Annotated in this window: 14 protein-coding genes; 4 read left to right on the top strand and 10 right to left on the bottom strand. The window is 75.0% G+C overall.

Going from position 1 to position 22227, the window contains the following annotated elements; all coding sequences use genetic code 11:
* Positions 1-11: 11 nt before the first annotated feature.
* Positions 12-1115, top strand: coding sequence for a cation diffusion facilitator family transporter (locus ABZ919_RS27185; protein WP_361252706.1), 1104 nt, complete (start codon positions 12-14; stop codon positions 1113-1115).
* A gap of 2 nt (positions 1116-1117) precedes the next feature.
* Here the strand turns inward: ABZ919_RS27185 and ABZ919_RS27180 are convergent, their stop codons facing one another.
* Positions 1118-1675: a YbaK/EbsC family protein gene (locus ABZ919_RS27180; protein WP_361252705.1), complete on the bottom strand. Its 558-nt coding sequence runs from the start codon at positions 1673-1675 to the stop codon at positions 1118-1120.
* Positions 1676-1707: 32 nt separating this feature from the next.
* Positions 1708-2280 (bottom strand): XRE family transcriptional regulator, encoded by a 573-nt coding sequence (locus ABZ919_RS27175; RefSeq protein ID WP_361252703.1) that lies wholly within the window; start codon positions 2278-2280, stop codon positions 1708-1710.
* 107 nt (positions 2281-2387) lie between these two features.
* On the opposite strand from ABZ919_RS27175, the gene ABZ919_RS27170 reads away from it, so the two are divergent.
* Positions 2388-3245 (top strand): EamA family transporter, encoded by an 858-nt coding sequence (locus ABZ919_RS27170; protein WP_361252701.1) that lies wholly within the window; start codon positions 2388-2390, stop codon positions 3243-3245.
* Position 3246: 1 nt separating this feature from the next.
* Here the strand turns inward: ABZ919_RS27170 and ABZ919_RS27165 are convergent, their stop codons facing one another.
* Positions 3247-4020 carry an acyltransferase gene (locus tag ABZ919_RS27165; protein WP_361252699.1) on the bottom strand — a complete coding sequence of 258 codons (774 nt, stop codon included), beginning with the start codon at positions 4018-4020 and terminating at the stop codon, positions 3247-3249.
* Positions 4021-4132: 112 nt separating this feature from the next.
* Here ABZ919_RS27165 and ABZ919_RS27160 point away from each other — a divergent pair, with 112 nt between their 5' ends.
* Positions 4133-4660 carry a gamma carbonic anhydrase family protein gene (locus tag ABZ919_RS27160; protein WP_361252697.1) on the top strand — a complete coding sequence of 176 codons (528 nt, stop codon included), beginning with the start codon at positions 4133-4135 and terminating at the stop codon, positions 4658-4660.
* A 65-nt stretch (positions 4661-4725) separates the two neighbouring features.
* Here the strand turns inward: ABZ919_RS27160 and ABZ919_RS27155 are convergent, their stop codons facing one another.
* Positions 4726-5373: a DedA family protein gene (locus ABZ919_RS27155; RefSeq protein WP_361252695.1), complete on the bottom strand. Its 648-nt coding sequence runs from the start codon at positions 5371-5373 to the stop codon at positions 4726-4728.
* A gap of 252 nt (positions 5374-5625) precedes the next feature.
* Here ABZ919_RS27155 and ABZ919_RS27150 point away from each other — a divergent pair, with 252 nt between their 5' ends.
* On the top strand, positions 5626-6705 hold the full coding sequence (locus ABZ919_RS27150; protein ID WP_361252693.1) for a lysylphosphatidylglycerol synthase transmembrane domain-containing protein: 1080 nt from the start codon (positions 5626-5628) through the stop codon (positions 6703-6705).
* Between the two features lie 7 nt (positions 6706-6712).
* Here ABZ919_RS27150 and ABZ919_RS27145 read toward each other — a convergent pair whose 3' ends face one another.
* Genes ABZ919_RS27145 through ABZ919_RS27120 form a run of 6 tightly spaced genes read right to left on the bottom strand, consistent with a single transcriptional unit; the run spans position 6713 to position 22133 of the window.
* On the bottom strand, positions 6713-7798 hold the full coding sequence (locus ABZ919_RS27145) for a class I SAM-dependent methyltransferase (protein WP_361252691.1): 1086 nt from the start codon (positions 7796-7798) through the stop codon (positions 6713-6715).
* Positions 7795-8976: a glycosyltransferase gene (locus ABZ919_RS27140; protein WP_361252689.1), complete on the bottom strand. Its 1182-nt coding sequence runs from the start codon at positions 8974-8976 to the stop codon at positions 7795-7797. The genes ABZ919_RS27145 and ABZ919_RS27140 overlap by 4 nt, the downstream gene beginning before the upstream one ends.
* Positions 8973-9773, bottom strand: coding sequence for an alpha/beta hydrolase (locus ABZ919_RS27135; protein ID WP_361252687.1), 801 nt, complete (start codon positions 9771-9773; stop codon positions 8973-8975). Before ABZ919_RS27135 ends, ABZ919_RS27140 begins: the two co-directional genes overlap by 4 nt.
* Before the next feature lie 3 nt (positions 9774-9776).
* Positions 9777-10097 carry an acyl carrier protein gene (locus ABZ919_RS27130; protein ID WP_361252685.1) on the bottom strand — a complete coding sequence of 107 codons (321 nt, stop codon included), beginning with the start codon at positions 10095-10097 and terminating at the stop codon, positions 9777-9779.
* Complete coding sequence (locus ABZ919_RS27125) at positions 10094-15136, bottom strand: beta-ketoacyl synthase N-terminal-like domain-containing protein (RefSeq protein WP_361252683.1); 5043 nt, start codon at positions 15134-15136, stop codon at positions 10094-10096. The genes ABZ919_RS27130 and ABZ919_RS27125 overlap by 4 nt, the downstream gene beginning before the upstream one ends.
* Position 15137: 1 nt before the next feature.
* On the bottom strand, positions 15138-22133 hold the full coding sequence (locus ABZ919_RS27120; RefSeq protein ID WP_361252681.1) for an SDR family NAD(P)-dependent oxidoreductase: 6996 nt from the start codon (positions 22131-22133) through the stop codon (positions 15138-15140).
* Between the last annotated feature and the right edge of the window lie 94 nt (positions 22134-22227).

Below are 22227 nucleotides of genomic sequence, written 5' to 3'. Positions count from 1 at the left end.
GGGAGCACCACGTGAACGACCGGCACCCTCGTCGGCACGGGCATGACCACGACCACAGCCACGGCCACCCTCCCGCTCACACGCACGCACACGCACACCCGCACGCGCACACGCGTCACCCCCACGCCCCCGGTCTCCGGCACCGCCTCACGCATCTGCTCACCCCGCACTCCCACGACAGCGCGGACAAGCTGGATGCGGCCATGGAGGCCTCGGCGCGCGGGATGCGGGCGCTGTGGGTGTCCCTGGGAGTCCTCGGGGCGACGGCACTGGCGCAGGCGGCCGTGGTGGCCGTCTCGGGGTCGGTGGCGCTGCTCGGGGACAGCGTGCACAACGCCGCCGACGCGCTGACCGCCGTACCGCTCGGAATCGCCTTCGTGCTGGGGCGGCGTGCGGCGAACCGTCGTTTCACCTACGGCTACGGCCGGGCCGAGGATCTGGCGGGGCTGGTGATCGTGCTGACCATCGCCGCCTCGGCGGCCTTCGCGGCCTGGGTGGCCGTGGGGCGGCTGCTCGATCCCCGCCCGGTCGCCCAGGTGCCGGCGGTCGCGGTGGCCGCACTGGTCGGCTTCGTGGGCAACGAGTGGGTGGCCCGGTACCGGATCCGGGTGGGCAGGGAGATCGGCTCGGCCGCGCTCGTCGCCGACGGCCTGCACGCCCGCACCGACGGCTTCACTTCGCTGGCGGTGCTCGTGGGCGCCGGAGGGTCGGCGCTCGGGTGGCGGGCGGCCGACCCGGTCGTCGGGCTGGCGATCACGGCCGCGATCGTGCTGGTGCTGCGGGACGCGGCCCGGGAGGTGTTCCGGCGGATGCTGGACGCCGTCGACCCGGCGCTGGTGGACCGGGCGGAACGGGCGGTGCGGGCGGTGCCGGGCGTGCGCGAGGTGGGCGAGCTGCGGCTGCGGTGGATCGGGCACCGGCTGCGGGCCGAACTTGCGGTCGTCGTGGACGGCGAGGCGACGCTGCGGCAGGCGCACGCGATCGCCGTCGAGGCCGAACACGCCCTGCTGCACGCCGTACCGGGGCTGACGGCCGCCCTGGTGCACGCCGATCCGGCACCGGCGCCGGGCGAGCGGGACCCGCATCTGTCGCTGGCCCACCATCTGCCGGCCTGAGCTCAGCCGACCCCGAGGCCCTCCAGCACCACGGCGCCCGGCAGTTCGGCGAGGGCCTTGCCGGGCACGAGCAGCTTGCCGCGGCGGCGCCCGCTGCCGACGAGCACGTAGGGCAGGTCCACGAGCGCCGAGTCGATCAGCAGCGGCCAGCCGGCGGGCAGTCCGACCGGGGTGATGCCGCCGTACTCCATGCCGGTCTCCCCCGTCGCCGTCTCCATCGAGGCGAAGGAGGCCTTGCGCGCGCCGAGTTGGCGGCGCACGACGCCGTTGACGTCGACCCGCGTGGTGGAGAGCACCAGACACGCGGCGAGGGTCGTCTCGCCGCCCCGCTTGCCCGCGACCAGCACGCAGTTCGCCGACCGCTCAAGCAGGTCGCGGCCGTAGTGCTCGACGAAGACGGCCGTGTCGGCCCAGCGCGGGTCCGTGTCGACGAAGAGGACGCGGTCGGCGGGGGTCGCGCCCTGCCAGTTCCGTACGGCGTCGGCGACCGGGGCGGTCAGCTCCTGCAGGCAGTCCGGGACGGGGGTGGTGGTGTCGAAGTCTCCGATGGGTGCGCGCATGCCGGCACGCTAACAGCCCGCTTGGGCGCGCCTCAGCGCACGGGCGGCACCGAGACGGCCATCACCATCTCCATCGGGACGTCGCCCTCGTTGCCGTACGTGTGCGAGGTGCTCGCCTCGAAGGTGGCGCTGGCGCCCGTCGGCACCAGGTGCTTCACGCCGTCCACGGTGAGGGTGAGTTCGCCGGCGGTGACGTGGACGAGTTCCACCGTCCCCACCGGGTGCGGCTCGGAGGGGCTCTGCTCGCCGGGCATGAGCCGCCAGTCCCACATCTCGACCGGGCCGGGGGCCTCCGTGCCCGCGAGGAGGCGGTTGTAGCTGCCGGCGTCGGTGTGCCACAGGCGTACGGCCTGCTCGGCCGGGACGATGCGGACGCTGGGGCCCTGCTCGTAGTCGAGCAGGGTGGTGATGCTGACGCCGAGCGCGTCGCCGATCTTCACGACGGTGCCGATGCTGGGGTTCGTCCGGGCCTGCTCGATCTGGATGAGCATGCCGCGGCTGACTCCCGCGCGGGCGGCGAGCGCGTCCAGGGTGAAGCCGCGCTCGGTGCGCCAGCGCTTGACGTTGCGCGCCAGGGACTGGGTCAGCAGGTCGAGGTCCGACACATCACGTCCATCGATGAGGGTTCAATATTTGGGATAGCCCAGTTCACTTGATTGAACTACGGTGGGGTGCACCTCACCGTTCACCGAACTGTACTGCGAGGCCGGCCGTGACAGCATTCTTCGCCCTGACCACCAGCCTCCTGTGGGGGCTGGCCGACTTCGGCGGCGGGCTGCTGACACGCCGTACGCCCGCGCTGACGGTCGTGGTCGTCTCCCAGTCCATCGCGGCGGCGGTGCTCGGCGCGATCGTCGTCGCGACCGGCGGCTGGAGCGAGGCCGGTCCCCGTCTGTGGTTCGCGTTCGCGGCGGGGCTGGTGGGACCGGTGGCGCTGCTCTCCTTCTACAGGGCCCTCGCGCTCGGCCCCATGGGGGTCGTCTCGCCCCTCGCGACGCTGAGTGTGGCCGTCCCGGTCGGTGTGGGTCTCGTCCTCGGGGAGCGGCCGGGACTGCTCCAGGTCTGCGGCATCGCGGTCGCCGTCACGGGTGTGGTCCTCGCCGGCGGGCCGCAGTTGCGCGGCGCGCCCGTCCAGCGGCGGGCCCTCCTGCTCACGCTGGTCGCGGCACTGGGTTTCGGCACGGTCTTCGCCCTGATCACGGAGGCCTCGACGACGGTCACCGGGCTGTTCCTCGCCCTGTTCGTCCAGCGGCTGACGAACGTCGCGGCCGGCGGGGCCGCGCTCGCCGTCTGCGTCCGGCGGGGCGGCCGGGCGGTGCCCGAGGGGGGCTTCCCGTGGAATTCGCTGCCCGCGCTGGCCTTCGTGGGACTCGCCGACGTGGCCGCCAACGGCACCTACGCGGTCGCCGCCCAGCACGGCCCGGTCACCGTGGCGGCCGTTCTCGCCTCGCTGTATCCGGTGGTGACCGCGCTGGCCGCGCGAGGCTTTCTCAGCGAGCGGTTGCGCGCTGTGCAGGCGGCGGGTGCGGGGCTGGCGCTGCTCGGCACCCTGCTGCTGGCGACCGGCTGAGTCAGCCTTCCGTCTCGAGTTCGGCGAGCCGGCCGAGCTCGGCCACCGCGTCCTCGTCGAGCTCGGCCAGCGCCCGCAGCTGCGCCGGCGTCATCCCGTCCGGGATCGGCACCGGGGCGGGGGTCCTGAGCGGCGGCTGCCAGCCCTCCTCGGGCGTCCAGCGCCGGACGACCCGGGCCGGCGCCCCGGCCACCACCGCGTGGTCGGGCACCGTGCCGCGGACCACGGCGCCGGCCGCGACGACCACGTTCCGGCCGATCCGGGCGCCGGGCAGGATGACCGCGCCGGTGCCGATCCAGCAGCCCGGACCGATCTCCACGGGCTCCATGCGCGGCCACTGCCTGCCGATGGGCTCGTGCGGGTCGTCGTAGGAGTGGTTGGTGGAGGTGACGTAGACGTACGGGCCGAAGTAGCAGTCGCTGCCGATGGTGACCGTGGTGTCCGCGATGACGTGGCTGCCGCGGCCGAGGACCACGCCGTCGCCGATGCGCAGGATCGGCTCCGGGCCCAGGTCCAGGTCCGGCATCAGACCGGCGGTCAGCGTGACCTGCTCGGCGATGATGCAGTGGGAACCCAGGTGGATCCAGGGTTCGCCGAAGACGGTGCCGAGCGGGAAGGCGAGCCGGGTGGCCTCGCCGATGGAGCCGAACCTCAGACGGCCGGGGTGGTCGGCGCTGACGGAGCCCGTGTGCCGAACCCAGGCCCAGGCCGCGTGCACCGCGCGCTGGGCGAGGCGGCGGCGCCAGGACGAGAACGTGTTCTTGGGCTTCGGCACGGGCTTACGTTACTCAGCGGTCGCCTCGGGGAAGAGGGTGGGCCGCTGTGATCTTTGCCCCACCCCGTGTCGTACCGTGCGGGCGGGTACGTACGGACGCGAGGAGACGGTGATGACGCAGCAGGCGCTGATCGTGGGCATCGGGGGCAGGGAGCCGCAGATCGACCCGGAGGCGTTCGTGGCGCCCACGGCCTCGGTCGTCGGGGACGTCTCGCTCCGCTCCGGGGCGAGTGTCTGGTACGGCGCCGTGGTACGCGGCGACGTCGAGCGGATCACCGTGGGTGCGCAGGCGAATGTGCAGGACAACGTCACGTTGCATGCGGACCCCGGGTTTCCGGTGAGCATCGGTGCGCGGGTGTCCGTCGGGCACAACGCGGTGGTGCACGGCGCGACCGTCGAGGACGACTGCCTGATCGGGATGGGGGCTACCGTGCTGAACGGGGCGGTGATCGGGGCGGGTTCGCTGGTGGCGGCTCAGGCGTTGGTGCCGCAGGGGATGGTGGTGCCGCCCGGGTCTCTGGTGGCCGGCGTGCCGGCGAAGGTGCGGCGGGAGCTCACCGACGAGGAGCGGCAGGGCGTCACCCTCAACGGCACGCTGTACGCCGACCTGGCGAAGGCCCACCGCCAGGTGCACGAGTAGGCCCTCCGGCAGGTGCGGGTGCGTGGGGGCTCCTCGCGCAGTTCCCCGCGCTCCGTCGGGCCGGCTCAGTCACCGGCACTCACTGGTTCCGCGTCCTGGGCGGTCTGCCGCTGGGCCTGCTTCGCCTTGCGCCGGATGATCAGCATCGTGGCCAGGCCGATCACCACCGCTGCCGCAAGTCCCACGTACGAGAACTTCTTCAGCCAGCCCTCGGCGACCACGCCCACGTAGTACACGGCGGCCGTCGTGCCGCCCGCCCAGCAGATGCCGCCGAGGACGTTGGCGATCAGGAACTTCCAGTACGGCATGTGGAGGACACCGGCGAGCGGGCCGGCGAAGATGCGCAGCAGGGCGATGAAACGGCCGACGAAGACGGCCCACATGCCCCACTTCTCGAACGACCGCTCGGCGGTGGCCACATGGCCCTCGCTGAAGTGCCTCGGGAACTTCGCGCCCAGCCAGGCCAGCAGCGGGCGGCCGCCCTTGCGGCCGATCGCGTAGCCGATGGAGTCGCCGATCACGGCGCCGGCGGTCGCGCACGCGCCGAGGACGAACGGGTTGATACCCGAGTGCTGGGAGGACATGAGCGCCGCCGAGACCAGGACGATCTCCCCCGGAAGCGGGATGCCCAGGCTCTCCAGACCGATCACCAGGGCGACCACGGCGTAGACCGCGGCCGCGGGCACCGAGTCGAGCCATTCCTGGACGTGCACCGCCGGGTCCTCCCCTGTCGCCTTCCTCGCCTGCCGGGGTGCCGCATGCACAGCGCGCCCCACGGGAAGGCTACCTGGTCGGCGGTGAACGGCGGCTTGCGTGCACCCGCCCGGCGGCACCGTCCCGCCCTCGCTCCTTCGGTTTTCGGACATCCCGGTGTCACACGGGTGGGGAAGGCTCCCCCCGGTTTCGCCCGACCCGCCTCCCCCAGGTCCCCGCCGCGGGACCCGCCGCGGAAGGACGACGTCCCCGTGTCCTCACTGTCTCCCTCCCCCTCACTGGCTCCCTCCCCCTCGCTCTCCTCTCCGCCGTGTTCCGGGACGGCGGATCCGCTCCCCGTCGGGACCGGTGTCCCGCAGGACGCCGGTCCCGAAGCCGCTCCACGTCCGGCATCCCTCCTCGCGGCCCGGCACATACGGCTGGTTCTGTGCCTGGCTCCCCTGCTGCTGGCCGCCGGCTGGGCCCTCGCCAACCGTCCGGTGATGCACGAAGGGGTACGGCGGCTCGTCGCGGCCGACCCGGGGTGGCTGCTGGCCGGGGCCGCTCTCACCTGCCTGAACTGCGTGGCGGCCGCCTGCGTCCGGCAGGGCGCCCTGCCCGACCGGGTGCCGCCGGGGCTGCTGCTGGCTTCGCAGTTCGCCGCCGGTGCCGCCAATCACGCGCTGCCGGGCGGGCTCGGCGCCCATGCCGTCACCCTGCGGTTCCTGCGCGGCTGCGGGGTGCCGCCGGCCCGGGCCACCGCGTCGATCGGCCTGTACTCGCTGGCCAAGTCCGGCGCGAAGACCCTGGTGCTGCTGGTGTTTCTCGCGGCGTCGCCGGCCTGGCGGCGCCTCGGTGATCTGATCCCCGACGGACGGCTGCTGGTCCCGGTCGCCGCCGTCGCGGGCGGGGCCGTCGCGCTGGCCGGGGTACTGCTCACGGTCGTACGGCCGTTGCGGCGGCCGGTGGCCGGGCTGCTGCGCTCCGCCCTCGCCGACGCCCGCGAGGTGCACACCCGGCCCTGCCGGGTGGCCGCGCTGTGGGGCGGGGCGGTCGCGATGCCGTTGGTGCAGGGAACCACCCTCGCCTGTGTCGGCGCCTCGCTCGGGCTGGGCCTGGCCTGGCAGCACATGGTGCTCGCCTATCTCGCGGCGGGCACGGCCGTGGGAGCGGTTCCGGCGCCGGGCGGGCTCGCGGTAGACGCGGCGCTGGTGTGGACGCTGGTCGCCTTCGGTTCGGGAGCCGGAGTGGCCACCGCGACCGTCATCGGCTACCGGGTGCTGACCGACTGGGTGCCGCTGCTGCCGGGCACCCTGACGCTGTCGGCGCTGATCCGCGCCAAGGTGCTGTGAGCCGGGATCACTCGCGGCGGGCCACCAGCCGGTAGGCGTTGGACACACCGAGACGCCGGGACAGGGGGCGTATCGCGAAGCGGTCGAGGAGCGTCGCGGTGATGAGTGCGGGCACGCCCGCGAGGAGGAGTGCGGTGCGGGCGGCGCGGCGCACGGCACCGGGCGGCCCGGGCAGCCAGGGGACGTCCTCGCGCGGGGCAGCGTGGTCGAGGGCCAGCCAGACGGCGGCGAGCAGGTCGACCGGGTCGTGCGCTTCGGCGTGCTGCTCGGCGACCACCGTGAAGCCCAGCTCGGCGAGCCGCCGCCGCAGGTTGGCGACCGGCATGAAGTGCAGGTGCTGCGGCTGCAGCCAGGGCAGCCACCAGCGGCCGAGCAGCCGGGCGTAACGGCTCTCGGGGTCCGGCACCTCGATCAGCAGGTGGCCGCCGGGGCGTACGGCCGTGTGGGCGGCGCGGAGTTCGCGCTCCGGGTCGGTGCTGTGCTCCAGGTAGTGGAACATGCTCACCACGTCGTAGCGGGCGGCGAGTGCGGGGGCGAGATCCGGGAACGCGCCGCGGTGGGCGTGGTCCACGCGGCCCTCGCGGGCGGCGAGTTCGACGCCGTCGGTGAAGTCGAGCCCGTCGAAGGACGTGCCGGGCAGCACGCCGCGGGCGGTCCCGCAGAAGTGGCCGTGGCCGGTGCCGACGTCCAGCCAGGTCTTCGGGGCGGGGTCGTGGGGCAGCATCGCCTCGGCACGCCCCCGGTACATGGCGCCGCGGCCGCCGAAAGTGCCGCTCATGCGCTGTTCGCCCAGGCCGTCGTAGAAGTCCCGGTAGTAGAACTCCAGGCCCTCCTCGGTGAGTCGGGGGTTCTGGAAGGTGTGGCCGCAGTCGGTGCAGTGGTCGAGCGTGAAGCGTCCGGGCTTGTGCTGGAGCAGGTCGGTGGTGCGCAGGCGGGGGGCGAGCCGGTCCGAGCCGCACCAGGGGCAGCGGGTGCACCGGGGCGCGAGGAAGCGCTCCGGGCCGGCGGCCAGGTCCCTCCGGTAGGCGGGGCGCAGGGCGGCGACCCGGGCCGCCCTGTCGTCCTTGCCGCTGTGGTCGTAGTGATCGCTCATCGGCTCTCCGCTGCGAGTCGCTCGAGGTGGGCCGTCGCAGCCCGGGCGCCGCCCGCCGCGCGGAACGCGGTACGGATCCGGGCGGCGGCGGCCCGGTGGGCGGGGTCGGTCAGGACGGTGTCGAGGGCGGTGCCCAGCCGGTCCGCGTACACCCGGCCGAAGCGGACCCGGACGCCGGCGCCCGCGTCGACGACCTGGCCGGCCACCACCGGCTGATCGTCGCGGATGGGCGCGACGACGAGCGGGACGCCGTGCCACAGGGCCTCGCACACGGTGTTGTGCCCGGCGTGGCAGACCACGGCGTCCATCCGCTCCAGCAGGGGGAGCTGGGGAACGGATGGGAGAACCAGGAGGTCCTTGTCGTCGGGTTGCGCCCCGAGGACGCCGCCCGGGTCGGCGATCACCGCCTGCACCCGGTCGGCGCGTTCCCGCAGCGCGGCGCGGCACTCGGTGAGGAACCGTCCGCCGGTGTCGGTGTTCGCCGTGCCCAGCGTCACCAGGACCTTCGCCCGGACCTGGTCCAGCCGTTCCCAGGGGAAACCGGAACCTGCCGGGCGATCCCCGAGAGAGGGGCCGACATAGTGGATGTGCGGCGCCAACGGTGCCTGGGGTCCGATGAGTTCGGGCGTACTGAAGATCAGCAGCAGATGCGGGGAGGAGCGCGGGTCGGCGGTGCCGGACAGATCACCGATGCGGGCGCGCAGCTCGGCCAGGCGGTGCCGCAGCCAGTCGGCGACCTTCGGCAGACCGTCGTAGGCACCGGTGAACTCGGCCGAGGTGGTGGCCGAGGTGGCCCACGCCAGTCCGAGGCGTTCGGCCACCAGGGCGCCGGCGAAGGCCTGCTGGTCGGCCACCACCACATGCGGCCGGAACGCCTCGGCCGCCGCACGGACCCCGGGTGCCATGGCGTCGGCGAGCGGGAGCAGGTACCACTCCCAGAGGAACTTCAGCGCCTCCGCGCCCCGCAGGTCCGGTGGCCGTACGGCGCCCCGGGCGCCCGGCACCGGGCCCGCGCAGCCGAACACCTGGGCGTCCGCGCCCGCGAGCCGCCGCACCAGTGCCGGGTCGGCGCACACCCAGGCCACGCGGTGCCCGCGTCCGGTCAGCCGCGCGGCCACGCCGACGGCCGGGTTGACGTGTCCGGTCAGCGCAGGCACCACGAAGAGAAAGGCGCTCATGGGACGCCCGCCCCGGCGCCGATCAGATCCAGGATGTGGCCCCCGACGGACGCCGACGCCTCCACCAGCACCGAGTGCTCGTGGCCGGGCAGGACGACCGCCCGGTAGTCCCTCAGCAGCGTCCGCATCAGCGGCACCAGGTCCGCGAGGTCCGACTCGCCGCCGTACACGCCGAGGACGGGGCAGCGTACGGCCCTGATGGCGTCCTCGGTGAGCACCCGGCTGGCGGGGATGTCCCGGCCGAGGGTGGTCTCGCGGGCGAGCCGGGCGGCACCCCGGGCCAGCCGGGCGGTGTTGTGGCCGCGGTGCGCGGTGATCCAGGCGAGGGCGTCGGACTCGTTGTGCGCGAGCTCGGTCATGACCCGGTCCAGGATGCGGCCGAGCTTGGCGGCCCAGGCGGCGGTGGCGGGCTCCGACTCGATCAGCGTCAGGCCGGCCACCCGGTCGGGGTGCCGTGCCGTGTAGCCGAAGGCGATGGTGCCGCCGTAGGAGTTGCCGACGAGGTGCACGGGGCCGGCCACGGCCAGCCGGTCGAGGAGGGCCTCGAGGTCGTCGATGTTGTGGTCCAGGGTGTAGCCCTCGGGCGGGCGTTCGCTGCGGCCGTGTCCACGCAGGTCGTACATGACGACGTCGAGGCCGGCCGCGGCGAAGGCGGGGGCGACGGTGAAGTAGTAGCTGGCCAGGCTGTCGGTGAGCAGGCCGTGCACCAGGACGACCGTGGCGTGCGGGGCGCGGCCGTCGGCCGGTCCCATGCGCTGGACGTGCAGCCGGATCCCGCCGGCCTCGACCATCGCCACGCGTCAGCCCGCCTGCGTGGTCTTCAGGCTCCAGACCACGTACTCCACGAGCCGGCCGACGGTCAGGCCGATGATCTCGTCGAACTCCATGCCGGCCAGGAACTCGGCGAAGTTCACCCGCTGCCCGTAGCGCTCCTCCAGCAGCCCGGCCAGGGTGACGAGGTCGATGCTCTCCAGTTCCAGGTCGCGGTTGAAGGTGGTGGACATGCCGATCGCCACGTCGTCGTCGCCGTACTCCGCCAGCACCGTGCGGAGCATGCCGACGACGTCGGCGAGCACGGTCTCCGCGCCGGGCTGCGCCGGGGCCGGCTGTGTGGGGTTCATCGGGGGTACTCCTCGGCTGCTCGGTCGGGTTGTCCGTCGTCGGCTCCGGGCCCGGTCGTCCAGGCCACCACATAGGCGCGCTCCGGCAGGGCGGGCGGATTGGCCAGCGGCGCGCAGTGCACGGTGTAGGCGCGTTCCAGGCGGCCGGAGACCAGCAGCCGGCTGCCGTCCGGCGAGGTCTCCAGCACCGCGAAGTCCCTCGGCCGCCCGCCGAATCCGGCGCCCTCGGCCTTCGCGACCGCCTCCTTGGCGGCCCAGAACCGGGTGAACCACACGGCCTTTGCGTCGACGCCCGCCGCCGACCGGACGCGCAGCAGGCGCAGTTCGGCCGGTCCGAGCGCGGTGGCGTGGGTCGCCGGGTCGTGTGCGGTGACCTCCTCGATGTCGATGCCGGGGCCGGGCCGCGGGGTGTGCGGCCGTACGATCGCCACGCCGGCCTCGGCGCGGTGGGCGAGGGAGACGTCCAGCGGGGGCAGGGCGCGGCCGTGCACACCGGTGACGTACGGCCGCCCCGACTCGTCGTTGTGCACGCGCAGCTCCGCCGGGAAGACGGGACCTTCACCGTGCCGCCAGAGCCACTGCCGTACGGCGTCCTTGACCGCGATCCGGCCGAGCAGCCACTGCCGGCGACCCCGCGGCGGGCGCTCGGCGTACGCGGCCCGTTCGGCGCCACCGAGCGAGTTGCGCATGATCAGCTCCCGCGAGGCGAGGTCCGGCCAGCGCTCCCGCACGAGCACCCAGCCGCCCGGCCTGGCCTCGGACAGGGTGTGGCGTTCCGGGAAGCGTTCCACGGGCCGGGTGGTCGGGTCGTTGTCGAAGCGGCGGTCCTGCCATCCCCCGATCACCGCCCACACCCGGCCGCCGACGGTGAGCTCCGCGTCGGCTTCCAGCACGGTGTCCGTGAGGGACGTGATCCGCAGCACGCAGCCGACCTTCGTGCCCGGAGCCGGGTGCGGTCCGTGGAACCGCAGGTGCCGCATCCGCACGGGGAAGACGACCGTCCGCTCGGTACGGGTCGCCATGATCCAGTAGCCGAGGAGCTGGCCCACGTTGTCCAGCAGCGCGCCGGGGGCGGCGGGCGCCGAGATCACTCCCCGGATGTGCCGTTCGCCGATGGCGGTGAGGTCGGTCAGGCCCTGGAAGGCGGGACCGTGGAACATCCAGCGCTCCCGGTAGATCTCCGCTGCGGTGTGCTCGGGCCGGTGCTCGGGAGATGCGGGGAGGGGGCTGGGCGGGGGCGCCACGGCATGCTGCCGGGCGAGTTCCACCGTGGCGCGGGCCGTGGGGCCGAAGGCGACGGTGACGCGGTCCAGGCGGCCGGGGACCGGAGTGACGCTCACCTGGACGTCGGCGGGCGGTGCGGCGGTGAGCCAGCGGTCGAAACGGGCGTCGTGCACGGCCACCGCACGCATCCCGGGGGCCGCCGCCTCCGCCGCGTCCATCAGATGCCGGACGATCGTCGTGGCCGGGACCACTGGCCACCGGTCCTCGACGTCCGGCCAGCCTGGGCGCTGCGGGAAGAAGCAGTGGTCCAGGAGGTGGGGCATGGTGCGGGCGGAGACATGGACGGCGGTGGTGACCGACGTCGTAGGGCCCGCGGCCGCGGTGGGCAGGACGGCGGGGGCGGTCGGCCCGGGGGCCGAGGCGGATCGAGCGGACGGGGCGGGGAGCTCGGGTATTGCGGCTGGCCGTCGTGCTGGGGCAGCGGGCGCGGGGGCCGAGGCCGATCGAGGGGATGGAGCGGGAGGCGCGGGAGCCGGGGCACGTCCTGGCGCTGGGGCGGTCGGCCCGGGGGCCGAGGCGGATCGAGCGGACGGGGCGGGGGGCACGGGTACCGCGGCTGGCCGTCGTGCTGGGGCAGCGGGCGCGGGGGCCGGGGCTGCGGCCGTGGGGGCGGTTGCGGCGTCGCCGCTTCCTGCGCGCCGGCCGCTCGCCGCGATCAGCTCCGCCGCCGTGCTCGCCGTGTCCCGCAGCAGCGCCGTAAGCTCGGCGGCGGCCGGGAAGTGCGGGGACATGTGGTCCAGTTCGTCGAGGCCGGGGCCACCCTCGTGGCGCGCGGGCGCCTGGTGCTCGGCGGGCGGCTCCGGGCGATGGACGGGCGCCTGTGCGGCATACGGCTCTGGCCGCAGGACGGACTCGGGGCGCTCGGCGGGCGCCCCCGGCCGGTGAACGGGCCCGGGGTGTGCGGCGGGCGTTCCGGGGCGCAGTTCCGCGCGGAGTGCGTCGAGTACCGGGCCCCGCAGCGAGACGAGGGCGCCGCCGAGGTCGAGTCGGACGGGCCGGCGGCGGTTCGCCGGGGCGTCCGCCGGGGGACGGGACGGCACCGCCGGAGCCACGGAAGCCCCGGCTGCCCACAACGCCGTTGCCACGCACCGCAGTTGGGACACTCCGCTGCGCTCGGGCACGTTGGCGGCGACGGCCAGGTGATCCTGGTCGCCGAGGGTGTCGCCGATCAGGGAGGTGAGCCGGCCGGGGCCCACCTGGACGAAGACGCGGTGCCCGGCGCCGTAGAGAGCCTCGGTCAGCTCGCGGAAGCGGACGGGCTCCAGCAGGTGCCGTACGAACAGTTTCCGCACGGCCGACTCGGCCTGTGGGAAGGGCGCCGCGGTCGTCCCGGACCAGACCGGCACGGTCGGCGGGTGCAGCCGGAATCGGGCGGCGGCCTGCTCGATGGGCGCGAGGTACGGCTCCAGCATCGGCGTGTGGAAGCCGGAGCGGAAGGGCAGCACCTGGCAGACCACGCCCTGGGAGCGCAGGGACCGCACGAGGTCCTCGACCGCCGCGCCGGGACCGCAGACCATGGACTGGCGGGGCGCATTGTCGTGCGAGAGCACGATCCCGGAGTCCGCCCAGGCCCCGGCGAGCACGGCACGGACGTGCGTGGCGGAGGCGCCGAGGGCGGCGAAGGCGAGCCCGGGTACGGTGACCGTGTCCGGGTCGAACTCGGCCATGAAAGCGTCGACCTGGTCCGGCGCGTACAGTCCGGCCGCCGCCATGGCCGTCCACTCGCCGACGCTGTGCCCGGCGACCGCGTCCGGTGCGACCCCCATGCGGCGCAGCGCCCGGTCCAGCAGGCGGCCCACGCCGACGACCCCGAAACCGTGCCGCCCGACGTCACCGACGCGGACGTCCGTGCCGGTCAGTGCGGCGAGACCGAAGTGGGCGGCGATGTCGTCGGTGCGCGGTGCGAAGTCACCTTCCAGGCCGGGGAAGACGAAGGCCAGCCGGCCGCCGGCCCGGCCGAGCAGCGGGCCCGGCCGGAACCACACGTCGCCCCTGCCCTGCCAGGCACGGCCCTTGGCGACCGCACGCCGGGCCAGGGCGAGCCGCCTGGCGGTCGGATCCACGACGCCGAGCCGAACCGGGCCGGCACCGGTGTGCGGCCGCTCCGGGTCGAGGGTGGCGGCGAGGAGGGCGGAGTCGTCGGCACCGAGGAGGGCCGCGAGGTCCGCCACGCTGCCGGCCGCCAGCAGGAGGATCCGCTCGGGTTCCGTGACCTGAACGGAAGTCGGTGCGGCCTCCGAACGCGCATCAGGTGGAACCGAACCCTCCGGCGCGAGATCCACCGCCCTCGAACCGGCACGCGCGGCCCCGGCCGGCAGCGAACCGGCCCCCGGTGCCTCCTCCAGCACCACATGGGCGTTGATGCCGCCGAATCCGAAGGCGTTCACGGCGGCGCGGCGGACCGGCCGGCGCGCGTCCGTCTCCCAGGGGCGGGCCCGGTCCAGGGTGCGGAAGCGGGTGGCGGCGAGCGCGGGGTGCGGGGCGTCGCAGTGCAACGTGGGCAGCAGGGTGCCGTGATGGAGCGCCAGGGCGGCCTTGACCAGGCCGGCGATCCCGGCGGCCGGCATGGTGTGGCCGATCATCGACTTCACCGAGCCGAGGACCGGGCGCACGGTCTCCCGGTCGTCGGCGCGTGCCGGTCCGAACACCTCTGCGACAGTGGCCAGTTCCGCCGCGTCGCCGGCGGGTGTGGCGGTGCCGTGGGCCTCCAGCAGGCCGATGGAGTCCGGTGCGGCGGGGTCGAGTCCGGCGGCCCGCCAGGCCTGCCGCACGGCTCGGGCCTGCCCACCCGGGTCCGGTGTGACGAGGCCCGCCGTACGGCCGTCGCCGGCCACGCCCGTGCCCCGGATCACCGCGTACACCCGGTCGCCGTCGCGTTCGGCGTCCGCGAGCCGCTTCAGTACGACGACGCCCGTGCCCTCGCCGATGAGGATCCCGTCGGCGTCGCGGTGGAAGGGGCGGATGCGCTGGGTCGGGGACAGGGCGCGCAGCTGGGCGAAGACGCTCCAGAGGGTGATGTCGTGACAGTGGTGCACTCCCCCGGCCAGCATCAGATCACAGCGGCCGGTGGTCAGTTCGGTGACCGCCTGGTCCACGGCGACCAGCGAGGAGGCGCAGGCCGCGTCCACGGTGTAGGCGGGGCCGCGCAGGTCCAGCCTGTTGGCGATGCGGGAGGCGGCCAGGTTGGGGACCAGGCCGATCGCGGACTCCGGGGTCGCGGGGCCGAGGCGTTCGGTGAACGCCTGGCGGATGCGGTCGAGTTGGGCGGCGGAGAGGCCGGGCAACAGCTCGCCCAGGGTGCGCGTCAGTTGTCCGGCCGTGCGCACGCGCTGGTCCAGGCGGACCAGGCCGGGGGTGAGGTATCCCCCGCGTCCGAGGGTCACACCGATCCGGTGGCGCTCGGGGAGCCGTTCCTCGCCGCCCGCGTCGGCGAGCGCGGCGGCGGCCACCTCGAGGGCGATCAGCTGGTCGGGCTCGGTGCCCGGCACCGAGGAGGGCATGATGCCGTAGCGGGTCACGTCCACCTCGGCCAGGCCGTCCACGAATCCGCCGCGCCGGCAGTAGATCCGGTCGGGGGCGGTGGGGCCGCCGGCCGCGTCGGGCCGGTAGTAGTCGGCGTCCCAGCGGTCCGCGGGGACCTCGCGGATCGCGTCCACGCCGGCACACAGGTTGCTCCAGTAGGCCGCGAGATCGGGGGCGCCGGGCAGCAGCACCGCCATCCCGACGACGGCGACGGGCGTCTGGGGTGGCGTCATGTCACCAGCCCGACGCGGTGTAGACGACGGCGCGGGTTGACGGCTCGCCCCAGGCGAGTTCCCGCAGCAGGGCCGCGCCGCCCTCGTCCGGGTCGATCAGTTCGACGCCGCGCCGGGCGTACTCCCGGCCGAGTTCCGCGCCGACCATGCCGCCGTGCGTCCCGGACGGCGCCCAGGGCCCCCAGTGAACGGTCAGTGCGCGGGCGCCCGTCCGGGCGGCCCAGTCGGCGCCGAGCGCTTCCAGGGCGTCGTTGGCGGCGGCGTAGTCGGCCTGGCCGCGGTTGCCGAGGACACCGGCGATGCTGCCGAACAGCACGGTGAACGCGGGCGCGTCCGGCAGGCCGTCGAGGGCGGCGAACAGCGCGGCGGCGCCGGCCGTCTTGGTGCCGTACACCCGCTGGAAGGACTCGGGGGTCTTGTCGGCTGTCAGCCGGTCCTCGATCACCCCGGCGGCGAAGACGACCCCGTCGAGCCGGCCGTGTTCGGCGTGGATCTCCTTGACCGCCTGCAGCACGGCGTGCCGGTCCCGGATGTCCACCAAGCGGTAGTGGGCCTCGCTGCCGAGTGCGCCGAGTTCCGCGAGGGTCGTGGTGATCTCCCGCCGGGCGAGGATGAGTTCGGCGGCCCGGTTGATCTCGGCGGGCCCGGACGCGCCGGGCCCGGTGGCGAGCGCCGCCCGCAGCTCGGCGGGGGTGCGGGCCGCCACCGTGTGCGGGTCCTCGGGCGTGGTGGGTGCGGGCGTACGGCCCAGCAGCTCGATGCGGCAGCGGCAGGCGCCGGCCAGGGTGGCGGCGAACTTCGCGGTGATGCCGCGGGCACCGCCGACGAGCAGCACGACGGAGTCCCGGTCCAGGCCGAGCGCGGCCGCTTCGGCGGCGCCGTCCCCGGCGGGTCCGGCGCCGGTGCCGGCGAGCGGGCCCAGGGGTACGGGCACCAGCACCGGCCCCTGCCGGGTTCCGGCCGCCGTGTGCAGGACGACGGGAGCCGGTTCGGGCATGCCGGGTGCGCGCAGTTCGGCGAGCAGGGCGTCGGCGACGCCCGCCGGGGTGGCGTCCGTGACAGCGACGACCCGTGCGAGCAGGTCCGGGTACTCGCGGCCGACGCTGCGGAAGAGGCCGTCCAGTCCGGCGGCCCGCAGTGCCTGCCCGGGCTCGGCGGCGCGGACGGCGAGCAGCCGGCGCGGGCCGCGGGCGAGCGCCGCCCGGAGCACCGGGAAGGCGTCGGGCAGCACCGGGAGGTCCGGGCCGGGGAGCGCACCGAGGTACACGACGTCGTCGACCGGGCCGTCGGCCGCGGTGAGGAGATGGCCCCGGTCGAGGACCACGGTGTCGGCCCCGTGCGCCGCGAGCCGCGCCGCGACCTCGGCGGCCGCGCCCTCGCCGCCCCCGAGGAGGGCGAAGCGCCGGCCGGACAGTTCGGTGCCGTGGCCGGTGGCCGGTTCCGGCTGTGGAAGGGGGACCAGGCGCAGCTCACAGCGTCGGGGCGGCACGCCGGGGACCGGGGTGCACGACGGCTCGGCCCGGCCGGACTCCTCCTCCGTGCGCGCCTCCACACGCGCCGACAGCCAGCCCGTGACCGCCGCGGCCGTACGCGCCTTGGTCAGCTCCTCCAGTGCGGCGTCGTCCAGCACATCGGCGCCCCCGGCGATGCCCAGGCGCCTGGCGAGCTCGCCCGCTATCTCGGCCCGCTTGATCGAGTCGATGCTGAGGTCCGCCTCGAGGTCGAGGTCGGGCTCGATCATGTCGACGGGATAGCCGGTGCGTTCACTGATGATCTCCAGGACGACCCGCTCGACGTCGTCCACCGGCGCCGCACTCCCACCGGGCTCGGGCAACTGCGCCTGGGCCTGCGCCTGCGCAGGGGTGGGCTCCGGTTCGGGTGCCGCTGTCTGCGGGAGCGGCGGCACGGGCGCGACGGGGGCCGGCGCAGGGGCACCGGGCGTGGCACCGAAGTAGGTGAGCAGGACATCGCGCTGGGCCGCGATCATCTCTCTGCTGGTGCGCAGGAATTCGGAGATGAGCGCGTCGCGGTCGGCCGGTGCGCCGTACGGCTGGTCGGTGGTCACGGTCGTCTCCACGACTCGTCGGGCCGGTGCCAGGGCACCGGGCAGGGGTGCTCCGTCGGCGGTGCGGACGAGGTGTCCGTCGACCGTCCAGCCGGGCCGTTCCGGTGCCGGGGTGCGCAGCGCGTCGACGGCGTCGCGGCCGCGCAGCAGCCAGGCGGCGCGCACGGGCTGTCCGGCGACGGCGAGCCGGGCGAGTGCGTCGAGCCAGCCGCGCAGGCCACTGTCGGCGTCCGGTTCGCAGGCGATCGTGCGGTGCGGGCGGTCGCCGAGGATCCGTCCGACCAGCCGGGTGAGGACCGTGCCGGGGCCGGCCTCGACGAAGACGCGCGCGCCGGCCTCGTACATCGCCTCGATCTGGGCGGCGAAGGCGACGGGGGCACCGATCTGGGCGGCGAGTTCGCCGCGCACCTCGTCGGGGTCGAGCGGATAGGGCGCGGCGGTGCGGTTGGCCCAGACGGGGAACTCGGGTGCCCGTACGGTCTTGTCGGCGAGGATCTTGGCGAACCGTTCCCCCGCAGCGGCCACGAGTGGGCTGTGGAAGGCGCACGCCACGGGGATGCGCCGCGCCCCGAGACCGGCGTCACGCAGCAGCCGTACGGCACTCTCCACATCCGCCGTCGGTCCGGAAACCACCGTCTGGTCGGGCGCGTTGAGGTTGGCGACGACGACCGATCCGGGGGCTCGGGCCGTGTGCAGGGCGCGTACGACGGTCTCGGCGGGGGCTCCGACGGCGGCCATGGTGCCCGGGTCGTCGCCCGCCGCCGCGAGGATCGCCCCGGCCCGCTCGGCGCTCAGCTCCAGCAGTGCCTCGGGGTCGAGGGCCCCGGCCGCGGCCAGGGCGACCAGCTCGCCGTAGCTGTGTCCTGCGGCCTGGTCGGGGTGGACCCCGGCCGAGGTGAGGAAGGCGTGCGCGACGAGGCCCGTGATGCCGAGGGCCGGCTGTGCGGCCCGCGTGTCGGTCAGGGCGGCCCGGCGGCGCTCGCGGGCGGTGTCGTCGAAGGCGGCCGGCGGGTGGACGGTACCGGCGTGCGCGCGGCCGAGGTCCAGGTAGTACCGCAGCTCCGGGAGATGGACCAGGAGCTCGGCAAGCATGCCGGGCCGCTGACTGCCCTGACCGGGAAAGAGAAAGGCGACCTCCCCTCCCCCCGGATCCGCCACCTGGGCCGGCGCGGTCATGGTCACGACGTCACCCGGCTCCACGCCCACGCCGACGGACTGGGATTCGGACCCGGACCCGGCCTCGACCGGCGCGACACCCGCGGCCTCATCCGGCGCGACACCCACACCCTCGCCCTGCCCCGCCCCCACGTCCAAGTCGGCGACGTGGATCCCCGCACTCGGATCGTGTGCCCCGGCGAGCAGCCGCCGGAGGTGACCGGTGAGTTCGTCGAGGTCGCGGGCCACGACGGCGGCCCGTACCGGTTCGTGGGAGGTGTCGGCGCGGCGGGCGGCGGCGAGGGCGAGGTCGCGCAGTCGCCAGGGGCGGCCGTCGGTCTCGGCGGCCCTGAGGAGTTCCTCGGCCTCCCGGTGCGCCGACGCCGTGTCGCGGCCGCGGAAGAGGAAGAGTTCAGCCGGCCAGGCGTCCACGGCATGGGGGGATGCCGCGGTACCGGCGTGAGCGGCCAGGACTGCATGGAAGTTCGTGCCGCCGAAGCCGAACGCGCTGACTCCCGCGAGGCGTTCGGCGGGCGCTGCCGGCCAGGGCCGGGCGCGGGTGTGGAAGGCGAACGGGCTGCCGTCCTCCGCCCAAGCCGGGTTGGGCCGCTCCAGGTGCAGGGTGGGCGGGGTGACCCCGGTGTACAGCGCGAGGGCGGCCTTGATCAGGCCGGCGAGTCCGGCGGCGCACTTGGTGTGCCCGATCTGCGACTTGACCGAGCCGAGCGCACAGCCGCCCGTACTGGCGCCCGCCTCGGTGAACACCTCGGCGAGCACGGTCAGTTCGGTGCGGTCGCCCACGACGGTCCCGGTGCCGTGCGCCTCGACCAGGCCGACGTCCGCCGGTGAGACGCCGGCGTTGCGGTAGGCGCGCTCCAGCGCCGCCCGCTGGCCTTCGGGGCGGGGGGCGGTCAGGCCGAGGGACCGGCCGTCGCTCGCGGAGCCCAGGCCCTTGACCACACCGTAGATCCGGTCGCCGGCGCGTTCGGCGTCCGCGAGCCGTTTGAGGACCAGGCAGGCCACGCCCTCGCCGAGGGCGATTCCGTCGGCACCGGCGTCGAAGGCGCGGGAACGCCCCGTCGGGGAGAGCGCGTGGACGGAGGAGAACAGGACGTAGTCGTTGATGCCGTTGTGCAGGTCGGCGCCGCCGCACAGCACGAGGTCGCTGGTCCCGGAGACCAGTTCCTTGCAGGCCACGTCCAGGGCGGCGAGCGAGGACGCGCAGGCGGCGTCGACGGTGAAGTTGGCACCGCCGAGGTCCAGGCGGTTGGCGATCCGGCCGGAGATGACGTTGGCGAGCATGCCGGGGAAGGAGTCCTCGGTCAGCCGGGGCAGCTGCTCCCGCAGACCGTCGGGGACCTCGCCGTAGTACGAGGGCAGGACGGCGCGCAGGGTGACGGCGTTGGACAGGTCGCTGCCCGCCTCGGCGCCGAAGACGACCGAGGTGCGGGCGCGGTCGAACTCCCGCCCCCGGTCGCCGTATCCGGCGTCGTCGAGTGCCCGGCGGGCCGCCTCCAGGGACAGCAGCTGGACGGGTTCGATGCTGCCGAGGGAGGTGGGCGGGATGCCGTAGCGCAGCGGGTCGAAGGGAATCGGGGGCAGGAAGCCGCCCCACTTGGACGCGGTGCTGCCGGCGGTGTGGTGCACGGCCGGGTCCCAGCGCTCGGGCGGCACCTCGGTCACGGCGTCGCGTGCGGTGAGGACCGTGGACCAGAACGAGGCGAGATCGGGGGCCTGAGGGAACATGCAGGCCATGCCCACGATCGCGATGTCCAGCGGGGCGGGCGGCGGCGGTTCGTCCGGGGCGGCCGTGGTCGGGCGGGCGGCCCGGCGCGTGAGGAGGTCTGCGGCGCCGTCCGTGACGGAGTGGTGCAGGTCCGCCAGGGTGGTGGTCGCCGAGCGCAGCACGGCCACCTGGCCGGCCATGAACATCCCGTCCGCCAGTTGCCGTTCCTCGTCCACGCCGGCCAACGCGCCGTCGGCCCCGCGTTCGACGCCCTTGCTGGCGATGCGCAGGCGGCCCACGTTGAGTCGTTCCAGGCCCTCCCAGACCTCGCGGTCGGTCAGCCCCTGCGCCCGCAGAGCGGCCTCGCGGGCGCGGTAGTCCCCGGTGAAGGGGCTCGGGACGCAGCGGGTGGCGTGGCCGGGTGCGGTCCTGAGGAGAGCGGTCCTGGTGGCGGTGAGGACCTGTCGCTGGAACAGGGGCCGGATCGCGCCGTGCGCGACGGCCTCCTCGGTGAACAGGTAGGCGGTGCCCATGAGGACGCCGACCGCGGCGCCCCGGGCGGTGAGCGGCGCGGCCAGGGCGGCCACCATCGCCGCCGACCGTTCGTCGTGGACGCCGCCAGCGAAGAACACCTCCAGCCGCCGGGCCGTCGCGTCGTCGGCGTCCGCCAGGAAGTCCTCCAGTACGGCGAGTTGGGCCTCCCACAGCGGGAAGGAGCCCCGGGGCCCGACATGCCCCCCGCACTCGGACCCTTCGAACACGAACCGGCGCGCGCCCGCCTGAAGGAACTGCCGCAGCAGTCCCGGCGAGGGCACGTGCAGGAAGGTGCGGATCCCGGCCCGCTCCAGCGTCTCGGCCTGGGCGGGCCGTCCTCCGGCGACGATCGCGTGCGTGGGCCGCAGCTCGCGCACGGCGTCCAGCTGGGCGTTTCTGATGTCCTCGGGTGCGAAGCCGAGCACGCCCACGCCCCAGGGCCGCCCGTCCAGCACGGCCCGCGCCTCGGTCAGCAGCGACCGGGTCCGCTCGCCGTCGGCGAGGGCCAGCGCCAGGAACGGCAACGCGCCGTCCTCGGCGACGGCGGCGGCGAAGCCGGCCTGGTCGCTGACCCGGGTCATGGGTCCCTGGGCGACGGGCAGCCGGGTCCCGAGCGCCCGGCTCATGGCCGATCCGGGTCGCAGAGCCGCGGCCGGATCGCCGTCGGCCACGCCGCGCACCGCTGCCGTCACCTCCCGCACCGACCGCCGTACGTTCCCGAAGCGTTCGGCGAACCGGGCGGCGAGGAAGCCGTCCTGGCCCACCGGCAGCAGCCGGCCGCGCAGGTCACCGGCGCCCAGCAGGGACGCGACCGCCCCGGGATCGTCGGCAGGCGGGCGGGGGGCGTCCGGTCCCCGGCGCCGCAGGACCCGGTGGCCGCCCAGTACCACGGTCTCCGAGCCGTCGAGGGAGCGCAGCACCGAGCGAACCGCCTCGGGCAGCCCGGATTCGGCGAGCAGGGCCAGCTGGCTGTCGAGGACCACCCCGACGGCACCGCCGGCCACGGCGGCCGCCGCCGTACGCGGCCCGATGCCGCCGCAGGCCCAGACCGGGACGCGGCTGGACTCCGCGTCGCCCAGCAGCTGTTGCAGCAGCACGAAGGTGCTCGACTCGCCGACGCGGCCACCGCTCTCACCGCCTCGGGCGATCAGCCCACCGGCCCCGGCGCGCACGGCCACGCGCGCCTGCTCCGGGTCGGTGACCTCGGCCAGTACCCGCCAGGAGGAGGGGAGTTCGGAGATGGCCCAGGTCGAGTCCGAGGTGAGGACCACGGTGTCGACGGCATCGCCGACGTCGGCCGGGGGCAGGGCGCAGCGCCCGGTCACGCGTATGCCGAAGGATCTCGGCGCGGCCCGTGTCAGCCGGGACAGTTGTTCTCGTGATCTTCGGTCGCCGGTGCCGAGGTCGAGGACGCCGAGCGCGCCGGCGGCGCAGGCGGCGGCGGTGAGACCGGCGTCGGGTTCCCCGAAGGGGGTGAGGCACAGGATCAGGTCGTGGGCGCGCACAGGCGAGGTCATGATGCTCCGGCACGATCGGCGAGACAGCACGGTGGGGGGTGTGCGGCGGAACGCTCTGGTGCGAGGGCACCGGAAACTAGCCTCGGCCTACTCA

This window comes from Streptomyces sp. NPDC046759 (genome assembly GCF_040645475.1).
GTDB lineage: Bacteria > Actinomycetota > Actinomycetes > Streptomycetales > Streptomycetaceae > Streptomyces.
Note: the sequence above shows the minus strand (reverse complement) of the source record. Positions and strands in the feature narration are given on the sequence as shown.

Bases quoted from the DNA above. Each gene is read 5' to 3' on its own strand.
- ABZ919_RS27180 (WP_361252705.1), bottom strand. From the start codon at position 1,675: ATGCGCGCACCCATCGGAGACTTCGACACCACCACCCCCGTCCCGGAC.
- ABZ919_RS27160 (WP_361252697.1), top strand. From the start codon at position 4,133: ATGACGCAGCAGGCGCTGATCGTGGGCATCGGGGGCAGGGAGCCGCAG.
- ABZ919_RS27145 (WP_361252691.1), bottom strand. From the start codon at position 7,798: ATGAGCGATCACTACGACCACAGCGGCAAGGACGACAGGGCGGCCCGG.
- ABZ919_RS27140 (WP_361252689.1), bottom strand. From the start codon at position 8,976: ATGAGCGCCTTTCTCTTCGTGGTGCCTGCGCTGACCGGACACGTCAAC.
- ABZ919_RS27130 (WP_361252685.1), bottom strand. From the start codon at position 10,097: ATGAACCCCACACAGCCGGCCCCGGCGCAGCCCGGCGCGGAGACCGTG.
- ABZ919_RS27125 (WP_361252683.1), bottom strand. From the start codon at position 15,136: ATGACGCCACCCCAGACGCCCGTCGCCGTCGTCGGGATGGCGGTGCTG.
- ABZ919_RS27120 (WP_361252681.1), bottom strand. From the start codon at position 22,133: ATGACCTCGCCTGTGCGCGCCCACGACCTGATCCTGTGCCTCACCCCC.